We start from the raw sequence: 18129 nt of genomic DNA on the forward strand, positions 1-18129 counted from the left end.
GGATGCTGTCATGTCTTTCTCAAGAGGACCTAAGGAGCCAGTCCCGGAAGTTGAAACAAATGTATGGGCTTGTACTAGTGAAGACTGTAATGGCTGGATGCGTGAGTCATTTAGCTTTAAAGAGGAACCAGAATGCCCATTATGCCATTCATCCATGATTCAAGAGGTACGGACACTACCTGAAGTAAAGTAGTAATAACTATAAATGAGGCAAACACTCCCCATTGCAGGGAGTGTTTCGTTATAGTTATGGAAATGAAGTGAACAAAACACATCATATTATGTTCATAAAATAAATATAAATAGAAAGGCCTTAAGTTTCACTTAAGGGCTAGTTCTAACATAATTTAATTAATAAAATCTAAAAAAGGATGTGTCTCTTTGCCAAATAAACAAGGGTATTATGTCAGTGGAAATACTGCTGAGGGCTTTGTGAATTTCTTATCCTCTAATACTTCAAATTTTCATCACCATATCATCTTAAAGCATCCATCCTATAAGATAAAAACAGCTATTATGCAGGAAATTATCTGTGAATATGAAAATGATTTTACGATAGAAGTTCTTTATAGCTCGGTTGGAAAAGAATTTTTGGAAGGTGTTATTATCCGCGATAAAAAGCTAGCGGTAATAGATGAGCGAATTGCTATCCCTAATCTAAATGGGGCATTTGAGTTAGATTTAACCTTATTCTTCGCACAGGACCTATCGACTAATATTTCAGAGGAAAATACTGAATTAATAAGGTTAACACAACAGGCATATAATCATTTTGCCACTGGTCTTTCCATACATGATGATTTAGAGACGGTATATATTCAAGAAATGGATTTTGCGAAAGCTGATACATTATTCACTAATTTTATCACTTCATTATTGGGCGAGGTGCCGAAGAAGGAGGATAAGAAGCCTACTATCACGAAACGATTATTTGGAACGAATACGAAAGATGGAGTTGTAAATGTTGTTCCAGAGATCCTTAAGCAATTAAATACCAAATATTTTCTAAAAGGGCGAGCTGGTACTGGTAAATCGACTTTTATGAAGAAGGTCATGGAAGCATGTCATGAATACGGATATGATGTTGAGCTTTACCACTGTAGCTTTGATCCGAAGAGTGTTGATATGGTTTTAGTTCGAGATTTAAGCTTTTGCATATTTGATAGTACAGACCCTCATGAATTTTTCCCGAAAAGTTCGAATGAAATCATCATTGATATATACGAAGAGGCTGTCACCCCTGGTACAGATGAAAAATATGCATATGAAATAGAGAACTTAAACTCACGCTATAAATCTTTTATGAAAAAGGGGATTCAGGAATTAAAGCAGGCAGGAGAAATTATTCAAAAGGTGGAAGAACAATTTATAGTGGACTCTCGCGAAATAGAGAAAGTTAAATCATTTATTTTAGGGAGAATCCTCGTATAACTTACGTCCTGCAAGGTCTTAAAGAATACTTGCAGGACTTTTCTCACATAGTAGGATATTCGTATCAAATGGTCGATTACCATATTTTTTCACTTGTTTTTTGATTGTAAATAATGTAAAATAAATTAACTGAAAATTAAGAGTATATTAAATTAATGGGAGGTGGATACCGTGATATCTGTAAAGATGCTTAAACCATACTATATTAAAGCGGACGATCAATTTGTACGGATTATTTTAGCGTATCAATATTTTTCCGTAGTAATTAATAAACAAGTATTTCAATTTATCCCGATTGAGGGAAAAGAAATTCGCATCAATCGCAGAACACGAAAAGTTGAGAATGTTGGGTCTCGTTTCGCTTTTCAAAAAGGAAAAGATGTCATATATCTAACGATGACTGAACTCATTTCCCTTCCCGATTTTATGACGCAATTGCATCATATTGCTAAACCATATTATGGAATCGATTATGAAGTCGATGAGGAGTTTGAAAGCAAGCTTATATTCGAGGAATTAGAACGATTAAATATTAAACGTTTAATAGATAAAGCACTGGACGAACGAGATGAGAACACTTTTCGAGAATTAGTAAGGTTATTATAAACGAAAAGGAGTATGTCATTATACCTAGATAGTATTAGGTTGACATACTCCTTTTGGTCTATTTTATTTAAATAAGTTTAAGTGGTGGAAAATCTGGGTATTTCATAATAAATCGTAGCTGTAAAAGGGGAGAAACTATGTTAACCGTTAAAAAATTTGAGCCATTTTTCATTAAGACTGATAATGAAAACATTTATGTTCTCCTAGATCAAGAGCATTTTACCATTTCGATTGAAAATGAAATATATCATTTTACACCAGAACGTTGTAAACAATTTGTCATCAACCGTTTTACAAAGAAAATTGAAAATTTAGACGCTACTTTTGCTTTTAAAAAGGGTAATGCTTTATTATATATTCCAATGAATAAACTCATTAATATTCCTGATGTATTGATAAAGCTATATTTTATTACAAAACCACATTTGGAAGAAATGAAAGTTAAAAATATGAATGATGATATTGAAGTCATTATGGATGAATTAGAACGTCTAAACGTGAAGAGACTTATTGATAAAGCGTTAGATGAGCGCAATGAAGAGACCTTTTATGACTTAATAGCACTACTGTAGTTTGTTGATGAATCCAATAGAAGTTGTCAATTTTGTTTAAAAAATAGCCACGCACTGGCGCGGCTATTAGGTTTCTTTCATAAACTGTTTTATTTCCGTTGATATACGATCGAACTCTGATTCAGGTACGATATAGTACCATACGGCACCAATAATCTGTCCACTACCGGTGATTTCCATCATTTCAATATTGGCTCTCGTGCTTAAATAGTTGGTAAACAGATTCTGGATGTTTTTCATATTAAGATCTGTATTAACATTATCACCAAGAATATTTAAGATTTCACCTATTTTCGTAATACCTGAGAAACTCGCTGCCTTCTCTAGAGCGGCGGAAATAACGTCACGCTGTCTTTCGTTTCGACCCATGTCACCTCTTGGATCACTTTTACGCATTCGTATATAAGCAAGAGCTTCCTCCCCATCTAGATGAATTTCTCCTGTAGGAAAGTGTACACCATCCTGAGTAAATGCTAAATCATTTGTAACAGTAACCCCACCTAATGAGTCTACCCCCTGTTCAAAACCTTCCATATTCACTTTTCCATAAAAATGAACAGGTACATGAAAAGCTTCTTCAACAGTTTTAACGGATAATTCGACACCACCACGTGCATAGGCATGATTTATTTTGTCCATTCCATATCCTGGAATATTGACATAGGTGTCACGCGGGATACTCAGCATAACCATAGAGTCTGTATTTGGATTTAAGGACATGAGTATCATCGTATCAGAACGTCCCTTGTCACCAGCGCGTTCATCCACACCTAATAATAAGATATTCAGTGATTTTTTCTTGTTGAAAATATCCTTTAATTCTTCCTGACGCTCTGGATTTTCATCTCTTTCCAATGGATCATGCATGTTACTAACTGTTTCATGCAGCTTATCCCATATATACCATGCATAGCCACCACCAATAAGCAGGATAAATAATAGAATTCCTCCAACTATGTATGGCCATTTTCTCTTTTTTACTCTCTTTTTATATTCCTCTCTTGTTTCAGCCACATTTATTCTCCTCAAGAATTTCTAGAATGGTAAGACTTGTTAATTAGTTGAAATAATTATATCGAATCTCATGTCCATAGTCTATTTCAAAATAGGAGAAATTACTCATTTAATTTTAATAGGTATGGAATTGAATATGTGCCAGTACTGAGCAGCATCAATAATTTTCATCCGTTAAAGGTTTTAAGGGGTTACTTTTTAGGAAAGTTAAAGTAATAAAGGTTTGTCTGAATAGTATTGCTGGATTTCATTCCCTAAATACGTTGATTTAAAGAAATACCTATTTTATATAACTATACTTAAGCAAAACCTTCAGATTGATTTTACTTGTCTTCAGTTGCTGGTAGATAAGTTTAAAAATCATTACTTATCATCATTAAAATGTATTATTTTTTTAGTATCTCCGATTTCTTTTAAAGAATAAACATATAAATTATAGCTTCTTGTGTTCATTATAAAGAAAGATATGTGTTTGAAAATAGAATTTATAAGTAATTTAAAGAATTTCTAAGTAAAAACGAGATAATTGTTCTTAATAACGAAAAAATGAGCGATTTTGAGGTTTTTCTTTCTAGTTCAAATACCCTATACTTCAAATGTGTTGTTCTTAATGAAGAACAACACATGCTCTTAGTACATTTGTGTTTAACTAGTTAGATACATAGGTAATGAAGGTTAAATGAACGAAACAACGAATAGAAAGCCTTTTTAGCAAAAACGAAGATATTTCGTCTGATCATAGCAGAATACATAGTTTATAGAGAATTAGCCTTCAGGGCACTTTTAAATATGCGCAGATTTAAAAGTGCAGAGCGTTACATCTATTTTTTTGGGGAGGAATAGGAGAAATGGAAATCAAGAAGAAATTAGGTATGAGTTTAGCAACAGCAGGATTAGGGCTTGCATTAATTGCTGGAGGAACTTTTGCGTACTTTAGTGATGCTGAAGAAACGAACAATACGTTTGCTGCAGGTACATTAGATTTAAGTGTTGATCCGACAACTATTGTTAATGTCGATAACTTAAAGCCAGGAGATACTGTTGTTCGTGCATTCGAATTAATTAACAATGGGTCGTTAGATATCTCCTCCATTGATTTATCAACTTCATATACTGTTGATGATGCAAAAGGAGATAACCAAGATGATTTTGGTAAACATATTAAAGTATTATTTCTTGAAAATGCAGACAAAACCGGTGATGGATGGGTTATTGGGGATTATAATGATGTAATTTCGGAAACTACTTTGTACGATCTGCAAAATATGACTCCAGATGCAGTTGAGAATTTAAATAGCTTCTGGACTTGGTTACTAGGTTTAGGTGGCGAAGATAGTGGCTTACAAGCAGGTGATAGTGATCAAATGTTTGTAGCTTTTGAATTTGTAGATAATGGGAAAGACCAAAATGAATTCCAAGGTGATGCCCTACAACTTACCTGGACATTCAATGCCCATCAAACAGAAGGTGAACTGAGATAGTACTGGTTTAATAGATTCTATATTCACCTAGTGTAAATTTAATTAGCTAAAAGGGAGAAGATCTCTTTTCTCCCTTCTTTTATATGTATTTTCAAGCATGAAAATTCTTCTGTGTTTGTAAATGCATATAAATTATCTATAGATATCATTATTGAGGAAGGCGGAGCTATTCTTGAAAAGTACACGAATAAGAAGAGATAGAAAAAAGAACAATCATTTATTTTTAGTTGTAAAAGTTGTACTTTGCTTTTATTTATTTGTTTACATTATTGGGGAGATTAGTGAAAGCACTTCTGCGTATTTTACAACTACTAGAAATGTTAATCATACCGTTTCATCAGGAACATGGAGTGTTGAACCAGACTTATCTGGCTTAGTATTTCTCCCTACTGGAGAACAAAATATTAAAACATGTCCTGCAACTGTATCTGTTACCTTGAAAAACAACGGAAAAGAGAATTTAAAGGATGAAATTAAGTATGAAGTCTATTCAACAGCAGGAGGCTCTGCAGTTGAAACTGGTACAGTCCCACCTTTAGCAAAGGGTGAAAAGATAAATTTACGATTTGTGACTAGTGAATCTGGGACTTACTATTTTACGACTGGAAATAAGACGTCGGGATATATAACAAGTAAGAGTACAACAGTGGATTGTAGTAATGGAAGAAAGAAAACTTCAGAGGAACCTAACAAGGATGAGGGTGAAAATAAGGAGAGTGAATCTGACTCCTCCAATATAGAAGATTCAAATGTAGATGGGCAAGACAAACTTCAAGAATCTGAAGGAATAGATAATGAGCAACAAGAAAAATCTAAAGTGGAAACAGATATAAATAATGATGGCAGTTGAAAATCTACGGACAGATTAAAGAAAGAATATGCTCAGGATGGTGGAGAAAATGAATAAGAAGAAAGTCTTTAAATGGTTTAACAATATACTGACTGGAATGCTTTTTTTACTATTAGTAATAGTGGGAAGTATGGTATTGGTAACAAAACTTTCAGGTGGGGAACCACAGATTTTTGGATATCAATTAAAAACGGTACTCTCGGGATCCATGGAGCCAGGGATTCAAACAGGATCTATCATTGCAGTTAAACCTGGAGGGGATATGACCCGTTTTAAGGAGAATGATGTCATTACTTATAAGGAAAGTAATGGAAAATTAATAACACATAGAATCATAGAGGTTATTCATAGTGGTGATAAAGTTTTATATCGAACGAAAGGAGATAATAATAATACAGCAGATATTAATCCTATTCTTTCAGAGAACGTAGTTGCTGAATATACGGGTATCACCATACCATTTGCTGGATATTTCACTAACTTTGCGCAGTCAAAAAATGGCGCGTTCTTATTATTAATCCCGGGTATTGTTATATTTCTTTTTTCGATTATTTCTATTTGGAGGACATTGGCATCACTTAATACGTATGGGAATCCAAAAGATAAAACAAATAAAGAGGAATTAGCATCCAAAGTATAGGGAGATGTATCAGAAAGTAAAGGAGAGATTGAATCTGAAAAAATTAATTCTAATTTTTTTTACCATTCTTGTTATGTTAAGTTTAACTACTATTACTACCTTTGCTAATTCAGTTAAAGAGATAGATATTGAGATCTCACATAAAGAAGCTTTATTTGATGTATCAAATATGAAGCCTGGAGATTGGGCGCCAAGAAGTATCACAGTCAAAAATGTAGGTAAGAGAGATTTTACCTATACTATGAAAGTCCAAAATAAAGGCATAGATAAACTTTTTAATGAACTATTATTAGAGATAAAGGATGCAAATATAGTTATCTACAATGGTAAGTTGTCAGATTTTGATATGCTACCTGAAAGAAAATTATATAGAAACGGTGAAGAAGACTTAGCTATAACCATACGATTCCCCGAACATTTGGGTAATGACTATCAAGGATTAGGTTCGAACTTCAGCTTTTTGTTTATTGCTGAAGATATAACCTCAAATCCTGGAGGTGAAAATCCAGAAGAGAATAATAAAGAAGAAAACCCTAAAAATGAAAACTCTAGTGAAAAGGATGAAGAAGTGGTAGAAGGGATTATTGATAGTGGGAGTAATTCCCAAGGTGGTTCCACCCTTCCTAGTACTGCTACAAGCTTATTCAATTTCTTATTTATTGGCGTAACATTAATCATTACTGGTGCACTAATTATACTATTGGCTAAACAAACAACTACTAACAAAAATATAAAATGGATACGAAAATGAACATATTATTATTTTCGATAATATTAGTACTTTTCTCCTACAAAACTAGTTTCGTTTTGACAAAACAAGACACACAAAGTGTCTTAGATATTTAGTATAATTATACTTGAAATAAATTCCATAAAGAAATAGACATACTATATGGAGAAAGAGAGCTAGTGGTTGAAATTAGTGTATATTAGGAATGGGGGCGTAATGTTGAATAAAACAGTAAGTAAGACTGAACTTGATTACGAATGGGTAGCTTTAATTATAGAAGCGAAGAAACTTGGGATGTCGATTGAGGAAATACGCCTTTTCCTTCTTGAGGCAAGACAGCATACATAATACTTTAGTAGCAAAAGTGTCCTTTATATAGAACTGCTCACCTGTTTGTGATATAATTCGCTTGAAAGAGGTGAGACAACTTGATCGGTGAAAAAATAAAACTATTACGGCAGGAACGCAAGATGTCTATTTCGGAATTAGCAGAGAAAGCAAATGTTGCAAAGTCCTACTTAAGTTCTATTGAACGAAACCTCCAATCCAATCCATCGATCCAGTTTATTGAGAAGATTAGTTTTGTATTAGGTGTCTCTGTTAATGAACTTGTTAATGCCGATGCAAATGAAGGACTAGAAGAATTAGATGGGGAATGGCTTCAAATAGTGAAGGAAGCTATGGAATCAGGTGTATCAAAGGAGCAATTTAAAGAATATCTTGAATTTAATAAATGGAGAAATGAACAACGAAACTAGACCGTAGGAGACTACGGTTTTTTACTGCCAGAAAAAAGTAATGAAGAAATACGAATTCATATTTTATGGACAAGCAATAAACAGTTTTTCTAGAGGTTATTACATCACTCAATTGGAAATCGAATCGTTTTGTTTCCTTACGACATATGCTACTACAAATGGATATATTCTAAGCTAATATCAAATTAACGCCTCCTTTTGGGGATGTATAACAACGAATATAATAATATAGCAGGTTCACTATATATCATTGTCTAAGTAATAATGAGCGATATAAACTTGTAATGTGATTTTAAAAATGCAAATTTTAAAAATTATGATATGATAGGCTGTACAAACCAAATACTAAATCAAGGCGGTAATTAAATGGTTGAACGTGAGTTATTTAAAAATATGATGAAAAGGGTAATTGATGATACTGAAAAAAATAAGATTCGCTCATCTGATGAGTTAATTCAAACGCTTATAAAGGAAATAAACGACCAAAATATTATTACGAAAAACAAACATATTGCGAATTGATTATTGGAGGAGGGTACATTTTGGACACCCTCTAATTCTTTACATAAAAATTTCCTTGTGCTAACTTGAAATTATATAAAATAGTTAGGGAAGTGAACTTACATCAATGAATAATCAACTATCACTTTATATTAAAAATGTAACAATATATGCAGAAGACAGGATGATAGAAAATGGCGGTTTAATGATCGAAGAAGGTAGAATTTCGAAAATTTTTACTGATAAAGAAAAACCAGAGAGCTACCCTAGTCGATTTAAAATTCTTGATGGACAAGGATTAAATGTTGTCCCCGGATTTATTGATGGTCATATCCATGGAGCAAATGGTTCCGATGTTATGGATGCTACGGAAGAAGCGCTGGATCAGATAGCGAAGGTTCTACCGAAAGAGGGTACAACTAGTTTCTTGGCAACTACGATTACACAGTCTACTGAGAATATTGAACGTGCCCTTCGGAATGTTGCAAGTTACCGAAATAAGGATGGTTTTGCTGATATTATTGGGGTGCACCTGGAAGGCCCATTTATTGAGCCAAGTAAAAAAGGTGCTCAACCAATAGAGCATATTAAAAAACCAGATATTGACCTTTTCGAGAGGTGGCAAGCACTTTCCAATAATAAAATAAAGACTATTACGATGGCACCTGAGCATGATGAGGATGGCTCTTTTATTCGTCATTTAGCGGATGCAGGAGTAAATGTATCTGCTGGTCATACGGGAACAGATTTTGCTGGCATGAAAGAAGCAGTATCACGCGGAGTTCGACAAGTTACTCATTTATGTAATGCTATGTCAGGAATACATCATCGTGATATTGGAGTTGTTGGTGCAGCTTTTCTATTAGAGGAGCTACGTGCAGAATTAATTGCGGATGGTATTCATGTTGCACCTGAAATGCTTCAACTAATTTATGAAAATGTAGGTAGTGAACGTTTAATTTTAATTACTGATGCGATGCGTGCTAAATGTCTACAGGCAGGGAACTATGATCTTGGTGGCCAAAATGTTTTCGTAGATGGGATTCGAGCTGTTCTGGAAGATGGAACTCTAGCAGGTAGCATTTTGAAAATGGGTAATGGCGTAAAGCAAATGTTAAAACTTGATGGCGTATTGTTTGAGGATGTTATAGCCATGGCTAGTATGAATCCCGCTAAACAAATAGGTGTCTTTGATAGAAAAGGTAGTATAAAAATTGGAAAAGATGCCGATTTATTAGTTGTAGACGATCAATTTACTATAAAATATACATTGTGTCGTGGAACAATTGCGTATGAAGGAGAGGAATAAAATGAATATTATCTCTGTGAAAGACTACCAGGAAATGAGTAAAAAGGCTAGTGAGATAGTCGTGAAAACAGTAAAAGAATTGGAAAAGCCAGTACTAGGACTTGCTACAGGCTCTACACCGGAAGGACTTTACCAATGCTTGATTGAGAACAATAAAGATAAACAAGTCTCTTTTCAGAATGTGACAACCTTTAATTTGGATGAATATGTTGGTCTAGCTGCCAATGATCCAAATAGTTACCGATATTTTATGGATGAAAAGCTCTTCAATCATATCGATATTAGCAAAGAAAACACATTTGTACCGAATGGGGTTGCTGCTAAATTAGAAGAAGAATGTGCTTCCTATGAGGAGTTAATACGTTCTCATGGGTCGATTGATTTGCAAATTCTTGGAATAGGGCTTAATGGTCATATTGGATTTAATGAACCTGGTACACCATTTACAAGTCGTACTCATATTGTTGAGCTAGATGAATCTACTCGAAGTGCGAATGCTCGATTTTTTGCATCCATGGATGAGGTACCAACACAAGCTATTACTACAGGCATTGAAACGATTATGGAAAGCAAGAAAATAGTCTTGTTAGTTTCTGGTGAGAATAAGGCGGATGCCATAGCAAGATTGGTGAATGGTGAAGTATCCGAAGATTTTCCAGCTTCGATATTACAAAAACATCAAGATGTTACGATTATTGCTGATGAGGCAGCACTTTCTAAATTAAATTAGCATGTTGGGAAAACTGGCACCGTACGGTTGCCAGTTTTTTCTAAGTATAGAAGATGGCTGCTTTCGATTATTTTTTATTCTACTCTCTATTCTTTTGTACTTTCTACTGGAATTTCGATATATTTTACTTCTAATGGTAGAACGGTTGCTTTCGCATTTGAGAGGTTGATGATCCACTCTTCGAAATTGTTTTCGGTACCAGCTTCTACATAAACGATAAATTCAACGTTCTCTAAGTAGTTTATGGTTTCTACTATATGTTCAGAATTTCTTAGTTCATTTTCAAATTTTCCTAAAAGAGAATAGTCTACTGTCACAGAAAAACCTTTCATTAATTGGCGCTTGACAATTCCAACCGCCTTTAAGGCTTCAGTTGTTGAGCTTCCATAGGCGCGTATTAGTCCACCAGCACCAAGCTTAATTCCTCCAAAATATCGTGTGATAACTACAGCTGTGTCTTTAAGATGTTGCTTTTTTAGAACCTCTAGAATAGGTACTCCAGCTGTTCCACTTGGCTCACCATCGTCATTTGCTTTTTGGATTTGATCATGTTCACCAATAATATATGCCGAACAATTATGAGTAGCATCATGGTATTTCTTTTTCATACCTTGAATAAATTGCTGTGCTTCGGTTTCCGATTCAACTCGCTTGATAGTGCCAATGAACCTAGACTTTTGAATGACTATTTCATGGGAGCCGGAATCTTGATTGACTGTAAAATAGCTAGATAACATGGCTTTTCCCCCTCTAGAGATTGTTTTAGTATATAATAAGTAAAAAGAAGGTTTGAGTAAAGTAAATAATGGGTAGAAGTAACTAACAAATATTGATAAAATAGTATCAAATGAAGAATTTTTAGGAAATATTTCTTTAAAACCCTATAAAAATAAAGATTGAGCACGTATAATTATACCATAGGTTGGTGAGTGCTAATGGTAGTGAAAACTAGGGAAAAAGATTTAGATTACATACTTGATGAAATGGTTGACGTTGTTGAGAATAGTAAAGACGAAATATTTAATATTAGTGAAGAAGCTCGTTCCGAACATGAACAATTGCTACGTGAGCTAGAATATACAAAGGCGAAAGTGCTACAGTATATTGAAGACGGTGACAAGCTTGAACATAATGTTCGCTATTCAAGAAGACGTTTATCTGAGGTCAGTAAATACTTTGATCGCTACACGGAAGATGAGATACGGGAAGTCTATGAATCTACTCATGAGCTACAAACTAAACTAGCAGTGCTTAGGCAAGAAGAGAGAATATTGCGTACTAAACGAGATGAACTTGAAAGAAGACTACAGAATTTAGAACATACGATTAGACGCGCGGAGAACCTTGCAAATAAAATAGCAGTAATATTAACTTACTTAACAGATGACTTTAGACAAGTAAATGAAATGATTGAAGAAGCCAAAGAAAAGCAAGAATTTGGATTGAAAATAATCGAAGCTCAGGAAGAGGAAAGAAAACGTATTTCCAGAGAAATTCATGATGGTCCTGCGCAAATGCTAGCCAATATATTACTGAGGTCTGAACTAGTTGATCGTACTTTCCGTGAAGGCAGTCCAGAAGATGCACTAGAGGAAATCAAAAATGTTCGTAAGATGGTACGTGGCTCTCTATATGAGGTTAGACGTATTATCTATGATTTAAGACCAATGGCGTTAGATGATTTGGGGCTTATACCAACTATTAAAAAATATATTTCGACAACAGCTGAGTACAATAATGTTAAAATAGATTTTAAATCTATCGGTGAGGTTAAAAGATTAAATCAAAAGTACGAGATTGCATTTTTTAGATTAGCTCAAGAAGCGATTCAAAATGCAATCAAACATGCAGAAGCAACATTAATTAGTGTAAAGATAGAAATTTGTACACGAAATTTAAATTTAATCATTCAGGATAATGGAAAAGGCTTTGATCCTACGATTAAACGAGATAAGTCGTTTGGATTGATGGGGATGCGCGAGCGTGTTGAAATGTTCGATGGCGTGATGGAAATAGACTCTGCTATCGGAAAAGGAACGAAGATCATTATCCAAGTTCCCCATAAGCGGGCACTTGTTTAATATAATAGAGAGAGAAAGTCGGTCTATCATTTGAACGTAATAGGGGAAATAGATATAGATTAAGATATTACGTATTGGGGAGGAATTGTCATGAATTTGGATACTACCATATCGATTGTACTAATTGATGATCATAAGCTTTTTCGTGAAGGGGTTAAACGTATTTTGGAATTTGAGCCATCCTTCAATGTAGTTGCAGAAGGTGACGACGGCATTATGGCTTCACAGCTAGTTAAGGAATATAATCCTGATGTTGTACTAATGGATATAAATATGCCGAATATGAATGGTGTACAGGCAACAGCAGAGTTAGTTCGTAATTTCCCAAAATCAAAGGTTATTATTTTATCGATTCATGATGATGAAAGCTATGTAACCCATGCATTAAAGACAGGTGCTCAAGGCTATTTATTAAAAGAAATGGATTCTAATTCACTTATTGAGGCTATCAAGGTTGTAAGTGAAGGTGGTTCATATCTTCATCCTAAAGTTACACATAATCTAGTTCAGGAATACCGACGACTTGCAAAAGAAGCAATTACAGTTGGTGGAGGAAGCCGTGTTGAATACCATCGTCCACTGCATTTGCTAACGAAGCGTGAATGTGAAGTGCTACAACTCTTAGCAGATGGAAAAAGTAACCGTGCCGTGGCAGAAGCTCTTTACATAAGTGAAAAAACGGTTAAGAACCATGTGAGCAATATTTTACAAAAGATGAATGTAAATGATCGCACACAAGCGGTCGTTTCCGCTATACGTAAAGGGTGGGTTGAAGTACTATAAGCACATAAATAGAGGCAAGAATCTTGTACCTCACCAGGAATAGGAGGGACTGATTCTTGCCTCTATTTTATTGTAAAGGTGGTCTTTATGTTAGCGTTTATTTTTCAATTGATTTTTCCACCAATGTTATAATACCCTTCCAATATAGGGGAATGGGAGATTGCTTAATGTTGTGTAATTATACTTAACGATAAGACTTTCCCACTTAGGAGGGTGCATTTTTTATAACATTCATGTAAAATATAAAGAAGCATGCTTGAATCAACAGTTAAATAAATAGAGAAAGGAAGGTATTCATGAAGGTTGCTGTAATGACAGACAGCACGGCGTATATCCCGGTGGATATGCGGAACGCTTATGGAATACATATGATTCCTCTTAGTGTTAACTTTGAGGACGAAACCTATCAAGAGGAAGTCGACATTACAACAGAGGAATTCTACCAAAAAATTAAAAATGTGAAAGAGCTTCCGACGACTTCACAGCCTGCTATCGGACTAATTACGGAAAAATTAGAGGAACTAAGTAAAGAATTCGATGCAGTAGTATCCATTCATTTATCGAGTGGTATTAGTGGAACATATCAAGCAGTAGTTAGTGCAGGGGATATGGTTGAGGGAATCAAGGTCTTTGCGTTTGATTCCGAAATAAGCTGTATGGCACAAGGGTTTTATGCGCTAGAGGCTGCTGAAATGGCAAAGGAAAACAAATCACCTGAAGAGATAATGGAACGTCTAAATGAAATTAAAAAGACGATGCATGGTTATTTTGTTGTGGATGATTTAACTAATCTTCATCGTGGAGGAAGACTGAACGGTGCACAGGCAATTATAGGAAGTCTTCTGCAAGTAAAGCCTGTTCTTCATTTTGTAGATAAAGTGATTGTTCCTTTTGAAAAAATTCGCACGCGCAAAAAAGCTATTAATCGAGTTATGGGTATGCTGGAGGAAGATGCTAGAGAAGGCAAGATTGCAAAGGTAGTTTTTGTACATGCTAACCATGAACAAGATGCGTTGGATCTACGAGATGAATTTCTGCAAAAATATCCAGATACAGAAGCATTAATTAGTTATTTTGGTCCGGTTATTGGTACCCATGTTGGGGAAGGTGCAATCGGAGTTTGTTGGTACTATAAATAAGCAATTATAATTTATTATTATTCTGTTTGACTGTCAGTTTAAAAACCTGGCAGTCAACTATTATTTTGGAAAGTGAGTGAGATAATGTCCCCACCGAATAATATCCCATATATTCCATCAAGGTTAGATTCAAAGGTTTTATATGAATATGCTGGTAAACTGTTACTTGCGAAAGAGCTTCCTCTTAATACTCCACTATTGCAGGAAAACTTCACGAAAATTCCTTCTATCAAACGTGCTCTTTTTTATCAAGAATGTCTTCGTTGTGGCAATCGTCAATCCCACCTATTTGGAAAAATTCCCTGTGCAGGCTGTAATAAAATACATTCCTATTGTCGTAATTGTATCGAGATGGGTAGAGTGCTAGAATGTGAGCCACTTTATTATTGGATAGGCAAAGAGCCCATCTGGCCCGTTTTCGGTTCTCCTTTAACTTGGAGGGGGACCTTATCAAAATACCAACTAGAAGCCTCCAAGCGTATTGTACAAGCCGTTAATCATCTTGAGAAGGAACTCCTCATATGGGCAGTTTGTGGATCTGGAAAAACAGAGATGCTGTTTCATGGGATTGAAGCAGGTCTAAAACAAGGAAAAAGAATTTGTATTGCAACACCTAGGGCAGATGTAGTTCGGGAATTAAAGCCACGGGTTCAGGCTGCATTTCAAGAGGTGCCTGTTCAGGCCTTATTTGCTGGAAGTGATGAAAGAGCGGGGTCAGCACCAGTAATTATAGCCACTACCCATCAACTTTTACGATACGTTAAGACATTTGATATCATGATTATCGACGAGGTAGATGCTTTTCCCTATCATCATGATTCTACGCTTCTATTCGCTGTTAACCGGGCAAAAAAAGAAAAAAGTACAACGATATATCTAACTGCAACTCCACGAAAAAATCTTCAGATGAAAGTAGCCTTCCACAGATTACCACATATATTTGTACCCGTTCGATACCATGGGAAGCCATTGCCAGTCCCAAAGCTTAGGTTATGTTTTTCCCTAAAAAAAGATTTAAAACAAAACCAGATACCAGAAATATTGAAAGAATGGTTAACGTTAAGGGCGAATCCTAACCGCCAGGTGCTTATTTTTGTTCCAACCATTTCATTAGCGAATGCTTTTGCGGAAAAGCACGAGGAATTTCAACAACTAGGTTTTATTTCGATAACATCTGTTCATTCGGAAGATCCTTTACGTATTGAAAAGATTAATCAATTCCGTTCTAGAGAAATTGACCTTCTTGTGACAACGACAATATTAGAAAGAGGCGTTACATTTCCATCCGTAGATGTCATTATTGTGGATGCCGGACATACTGTTTTTGATGAAGCTGCACTAGTACAGATTGCTGGTAGGGCAGGAAGAAGTTCCGCTGACCCTACTGGAGAAGTAATTTTCCTTCATGATGGCAAAACGGAAGCTATGGCTAGTGCTGTTCGTTCTATTGAAATGATGAACAGGAGAGGGGGATTTTGATTATGAATTGTCTTTGGTGTCATGAAGCGATAATCTTAGATGTAAATTGGTTGAATATACTAATTCCATCTGTACCTCGTAATCTATGTGATACATGTGCAAGCAATCTTGAAAAAATTAATGGAAAACGTTGTAGAAAATGTAGTAGAATAGCCAATATCGAAGTATGTGAGGATTGTACCAAATGGGAAAAGTATTATCAGGGTAATGATGTACTTGAATTTAATTATTCTATTTTCCAGTATAATGAACATATCAAAAAAATCATTGCCAAGTGGAAATATCGTGGTGATTACGAACTAGGAAACATCTTCAATGAGACATTTAAACAAGAGTTTTTTAAAAAATTTAGTCATCTTAAGAATGCGGTAGTAGTCCCAATCCCTCTAAGTAGAGAAAGATTAGAAGAGCGATGTTTCAATCAAGCTGAAATGCTCGCTGACTTCCTGCAAATTCCTAAAGTAGATATTTTAACAAGAGTTCACGGGGAGAAACAGTCAAAAAAGACACGACAAGAGCGGATAATTTCAAAGAATCCGTTTTCTATCCAACAAAATCTAAACAAATATGCTATTCTTGTCGATGATATATATACAACAGGTACGACATTACGCCACGCAGCTAAGCTATTACAAATGAATGGCTGTCCAAGGGTGTTTTCGTATACATTAGTACGAGGGTAAGAATTCATGTTATCAATTAATTTGTTAAAGAGGAGAAGCGAAAATGGCGGATTTAGCAAATTGCTCACGATGTGGAAAGGTTTTTGTGAAACATTTACGAGACGTATGCCAAGATTGTTATAAAAAGGAAGAAGCCGATTTTCAAATCGTATATGCTTTTTTAAAGCAACAGAAAAATAGAGAAGCCACATTAATGGAAGTGGTTGAGGCAACTGGTGTAGAGGAAACGCTTATTACAAAGTTCATTAAGGAACGCCGCCTCCGTACATCAATGTTCCCAAAATTAGGGTATCCATGTGAAAAATGTGGATCTACTATTGTAACTGGTAAACTTTGTGGAAACTGTGCAAATGAAATTCAGCAGGATTTAACTATGCTAAAGGAAATTGAAAAAGTAAACGCACGAAATAAAGAGGTTGAGTCCAAAAAAGAAATTTATTACGCAATTGATAAACATCGTAGATAAATGCTACAGAAAAGTGAAAACCTGTCGATATTAATTATAGAACGATGTACGAATAGAAATTTTTGTTTGAAATAGAGGTGATCTCATGAAAATTAATGGTCCAAATCAAGCAAATTTTAATCCATATAAAAACCAAATTCAAAAACAAGCGGAATATAAAAAAGCACTAAAGCAGCAGGACCAATTAGAAATCTCGTCACAGGCATTAAAGCTACAAGAGAATACGAAATCCAATGCGAAGCGAGATGCTTATGTACAGGAAATTAAGAACCGTATTGAAACTGGTGAATATGAAATTAATTACGAAAAAACAGCACAGAAAATGATTGATTTTTGGTCAAGATATTAGGAGGAGGACGGCACTCGTGTCCGTAAATTCGATTATAGATAAGCTAGAACAGTTGGTGGAAATTCATCAACAATTAATCCAGTTTTCATTGGAAAAAACAACGATAGTAAAAAATGGTGAAGTTGACAAACTACAGTCACATTTAGTCAAAGAGCGTAAACTTGTTCAGCAACTAGAAAAGGCAGAAGCAGCGCGGGAAAAAGAAGTAGAAAAGTGGTTTATCGATAATGGGCTGTCACTAGATGATACTACTATTACTACTATGTTACAGCATTTACAAGATGAGGGAGAACAGCAAGCACTTGAAGCAAGTGCAGTACGTTTAGCAGAGGCACTCATCAACTTAAAACAACAAGAACAGTTAAATGTTGCATTAATTCAGCAATCCATGCAATTTGTTCAGCTTTCTATTGATTTATTAAGTCCGTCCTTAGCAAATATTAACTACAGTAATAAAACAGATATGGACAAATCATCAGCGAATCGTTCTCTTTTCGATTCGAAGGCATAAATGATAAGACGTTTTG

Annotated in this window: 23 protein-coding genes; 21 read left to right on the forward strand and 2 right to left on the reverse strand. The window is 35.0% G+C overall.

Features of this window, described 5'->3' with window-relative positions; all coding sequences use genetic code 11:
• Nucleotides 1-10: 10 nt before the first annotated feature.
• From HNR27_RS02515 to HNR27_RS02530, 4 genes are all read left to right on the forward strand, one after another.
• Nucleotides 11-193: a cold-shock protein gene (locus HNR27_RS02515; protein ID WP_212919914.1), complete on the forward strand. Its 183-nt coding sequence runs from the start codon at nt 11-13 to the stop codon at nt 191-193.
• A 188-nt stretch (nt 194-381) separates the two neighbouring features.
• Nucleotides 382-1431, forward strand: coding sequence for a hypothetical protein (locus HNR27_RS02520; RefSeq protein WP_429338633.1), 1050 nt, complete (start codon nt 382-384; stop codon nt 1429-1431).
• Nucleotides 1432-1602: 171 nt separating this feature from the next.
• Nucleotides 1603-2037 carry an IDEAL domain-containing protein gene (locus tag HNR27_RS02525; RefSeq protein WP_212919912.1) on the forward strand — a complete coding sequence of 145 codons (435 nt, stop codon included), beginning with the start codon at nt 1603-1605 and terminating at the stop codon, nt 2035-2037.
• A 137-nt stretch (nt 2038-2174) separates the two neighbouring features.
• Nucleotides 2175-2609: an IDEAL domain-containing protein gene (locus tag HNR27_RS02530; RefSeq protein WP_429338634.1), complete on the forward strand. Its 435-nt coding sequence runs from the start codon at nt 2175-2177 to the stop codon at nt 2607-2609.
• Between the two features lie 66 nt (nt 2610-2675).
• Here the strand turns inward: HNR27_RS02530 and HNR27_RS02535 are convergent, their stop codons facing one another.
• On the reverse strand, nt 2676-3623 hold the full coding sequence (locus tag HNR27_RS02535; protein ID WP_212919910.1) for an LCP family glycopolymer transferase: 948 nt from the start codon (nt 3621-3623) through the stop codon (nt 2676-2678).
• Between the two features lie 848 nt (nt 3624-4471).
• Here HNR27_RS02535 and HNR27_RS02540 point away from each other — a divergent pair.
• The 9 genes from HNR27_RS02540 (at nt 4472) to nagB (ending at nt 10622) form a co-directional block, all read left to right on the forward strand.
• Nucleotides 4472-5104, forward strand: coding sequence for a CalY family protein (locus HNR27_RS02540; protein ID WP_212919909.1), 633 nt, complete (start codon nt 4472-4474; stop codon nt 5102-5104).
• A gap of 172 nt (nt 5105-5276) precedes the next feature.
• On the forward strand, nt 5277-5954 hold the full coding sequence (gene tapA / locus HNR27_RS02545) for an amyloid fiber anchoring/assembly protein TapA (protein ID WP_429338635.1): 678 nt from the start codon (nt 5277-5279) through the stop codon (nt 5952-5954).
• A gap of 49 nt (nt 5955-6003) precedes the next feature.
• A complete protein-coding gene (sipW, locus tag HNR27_RS02550) occupies nt 6004-6594 on the forward strand; it encodes a signal peptidase I SipW (protein WP_212919907.1) in 591 nt (196 codons plus the stop codon).
• 4 nt (nt 6595-6598) lie between these two features.
• A complete protein-coding gene (locus HNR27_RS02555; protein WP_429338636.1) occupies nt 6599-7345 on the forward strand; it encodes a hypothetical protein in 747 nt (248 codons plus the stop codon).
• A 195-nt stretch (nt 7346-7540) separates the two neighbouring features.
• Nucleotides 7541-7672 (forward strand): anti-repressor SinI family protein, encoded by a 132-nt coding sequence (locus HNR27_RS02560; RefSeq protein ID WP_212919905.1) that lies wholly within the window; start codon nt 7541-7543, stop codon nt 7670-7672.
• Nucleotides 7673-7752: 80 nt separating this feature from the next.
• The gene (locus HNR27_RS02565) at nt 7753-8082 is read left to right on the forward strand and encodes a helix-turn-helix domain-containing protein (protein ID WP_212919904.1); all 330 of its coding nucleotides are present in this window, start codon (nt 7753-7755) and stop codon (nt 8080-8082) included.
• 366 nt (nt 8083-8448) lie between these two features.
• Nucleotides 8449-8604, forward strand: a complete 156-nt coding sequence (locus HNR27_RS02570) for a hypothetical protein (RefSeq protein ID WP_212919903.1) — start codon at nt 8449-8451, stop codon at nt 8602-8604.
• A 106-nt stretch (nt 8605-8710) separates the two neighbouring features.
• Nucleotides 8711-9892, forward strand: coding sequence for an N-acetylglucosamine-6-phosphate deacetylase (gene nagA, locus HNR27_RS02575; protein WP_429338637.1), 1182 nt, complete (start codon nt 8711-8713; stop codon nt 9890-9892).
• Between the two features lies 1 nt (nt 9893).
• Entirely contained in the window at nt 9894-10622 is a 729-nt protein-coding gene (gene nagB, locus HNR27_RS02580; RefSeq protein ID WP_212919901.1) for a glucosamine-6-phosphate deaminase, read from the forward strand.
• Nucleotides 10623-10708: 86 nt separating this feature from the next.
• On the opposite strand, the gene HNR27_RS02585 is transcribed toward nagB, so the two are convergent.
• Nucleotides 10709-11359, reverse strand: a complete 651-nt coding sequence (locus HNR27_RS02585; RefSeq protein ID WP_429338638.1) for a YigZ family protein — start codon at nt 11357-11359, stop codon at nt 10709-10711.
• A 198-nt stretch (nt 11360-11557) separates the two neighbouring features.
• On the opposite strand from HNR27_RS02585, the gene HNR27_RS02590 reads away from it, so the two are divergent.
• The 8 genes from HNR27_RS02590 (at nt 11558) to HNR27_RS02625 (ending at nt 18113) form a co-directional block, all read left to right on the forward strand.
• Nucleotides 11558-12703, forward strand: coding sequence for a sensor histidine kinase (locus HNR27_RS02590; RefSeq protein ID WP_212919899.1), 1146 nt, complete (start codon nt 11558-11560; stop codon nt 12701-12703).
• Nucleotides 12704-12793: 90 nt separating this feature from the next.
• Complete coding sequence (locus tag HNR27_RS02595; protein ID WP_212919898.1) at nt 12794-13486, forward strand: response regulator; 693 nt, start codon at nt 12794-12796, stop codon at nt 13484-13486.
• Nucleotides 13487-13782: 296 nt separating this feature from the next.
• A complete protein-coding gene (locus HNR27_RS02600; RefSeq protein ID WP_429338639.1) occupies nt 13783-14625 on the forward strand; it encodes a DegV family protein in 843 nt (280 codons plus the stop codon).
• Between the two features lie 84 nt (nt 14626-14709).
• The gene (locus HNR27_RS02605; RefSeq protein WP_429338640.1) at nt 14710-16104 is read left to right on the forward strand and encodes an ATP-dependent helicase ComFA; all 1395 of its coding nucleotides are present in this window, start codon (nt 14710-14712) and stop codon (nt 16102-16104) included.
• A 2-nt stretch (nt 16105-16106) separates the two neighbouring features.
• Nucleotides 16107-16787, forward strand: coding sequence for a ComF family protein (locus tag HNR27_RS02610; RefSeq protein ID WP_429338641.1), 681 nt, complete (start codon nt 16107-16109; stop codon nt 16785-16787).
• A 43-nt stretch (nt 16788-16830) separates the two neighbouring features.
• On the forward strand, nt 16831-17253 hold the full coding sequence (locus tag HNR27_RS02615; RefSeq protein WP_212919894.1) for a TIGR03826 family flagellar region protein: 423 nt from the start codon (nt 16831-16833) through the stop codon (nt 17251-17253).
• Nucleotides 17254-17338: 85 nt separating this feature from the next.
• Nucleotides 17339-17602 carry a flagellar biosynthesis anti-sigma factor FlgM gene (gene flgM, locus HNR27_RS02620; RefSeq protein WP_212919893.1) on the forward strand — a complete coding sequence of 88 codons (264 nt, stop codon included), beginning with the start codon at nt 17339-17341 and terminating at the stop codon, nt 17600-17602.
• A gap of 16 nt (nt 17603-17618) precedes the next feature.
• On the forward strand, nt 17619-18113 hold the full coding sequence (locus tag HNR27_RS02625; protein ID WP_429338642.1) for a flagellar protein FlgN: 495 nt from the start codon (nt 17619-17621) through the stop codon (nt 18111-18113).
• Nucleotides 18114-18129: the final 16 nt, after the last annotated feature.

Origin of the sequence: Ornithinibacillus bavariensis (assembly GCF_050433565.1) — a bacterium.
Lineage (GTDB): Bacteria > Bacillota > Bacilli > Bacillales > Amphibacillaceae > Ornithinibacillus > Ornithinibacillus bavariensis.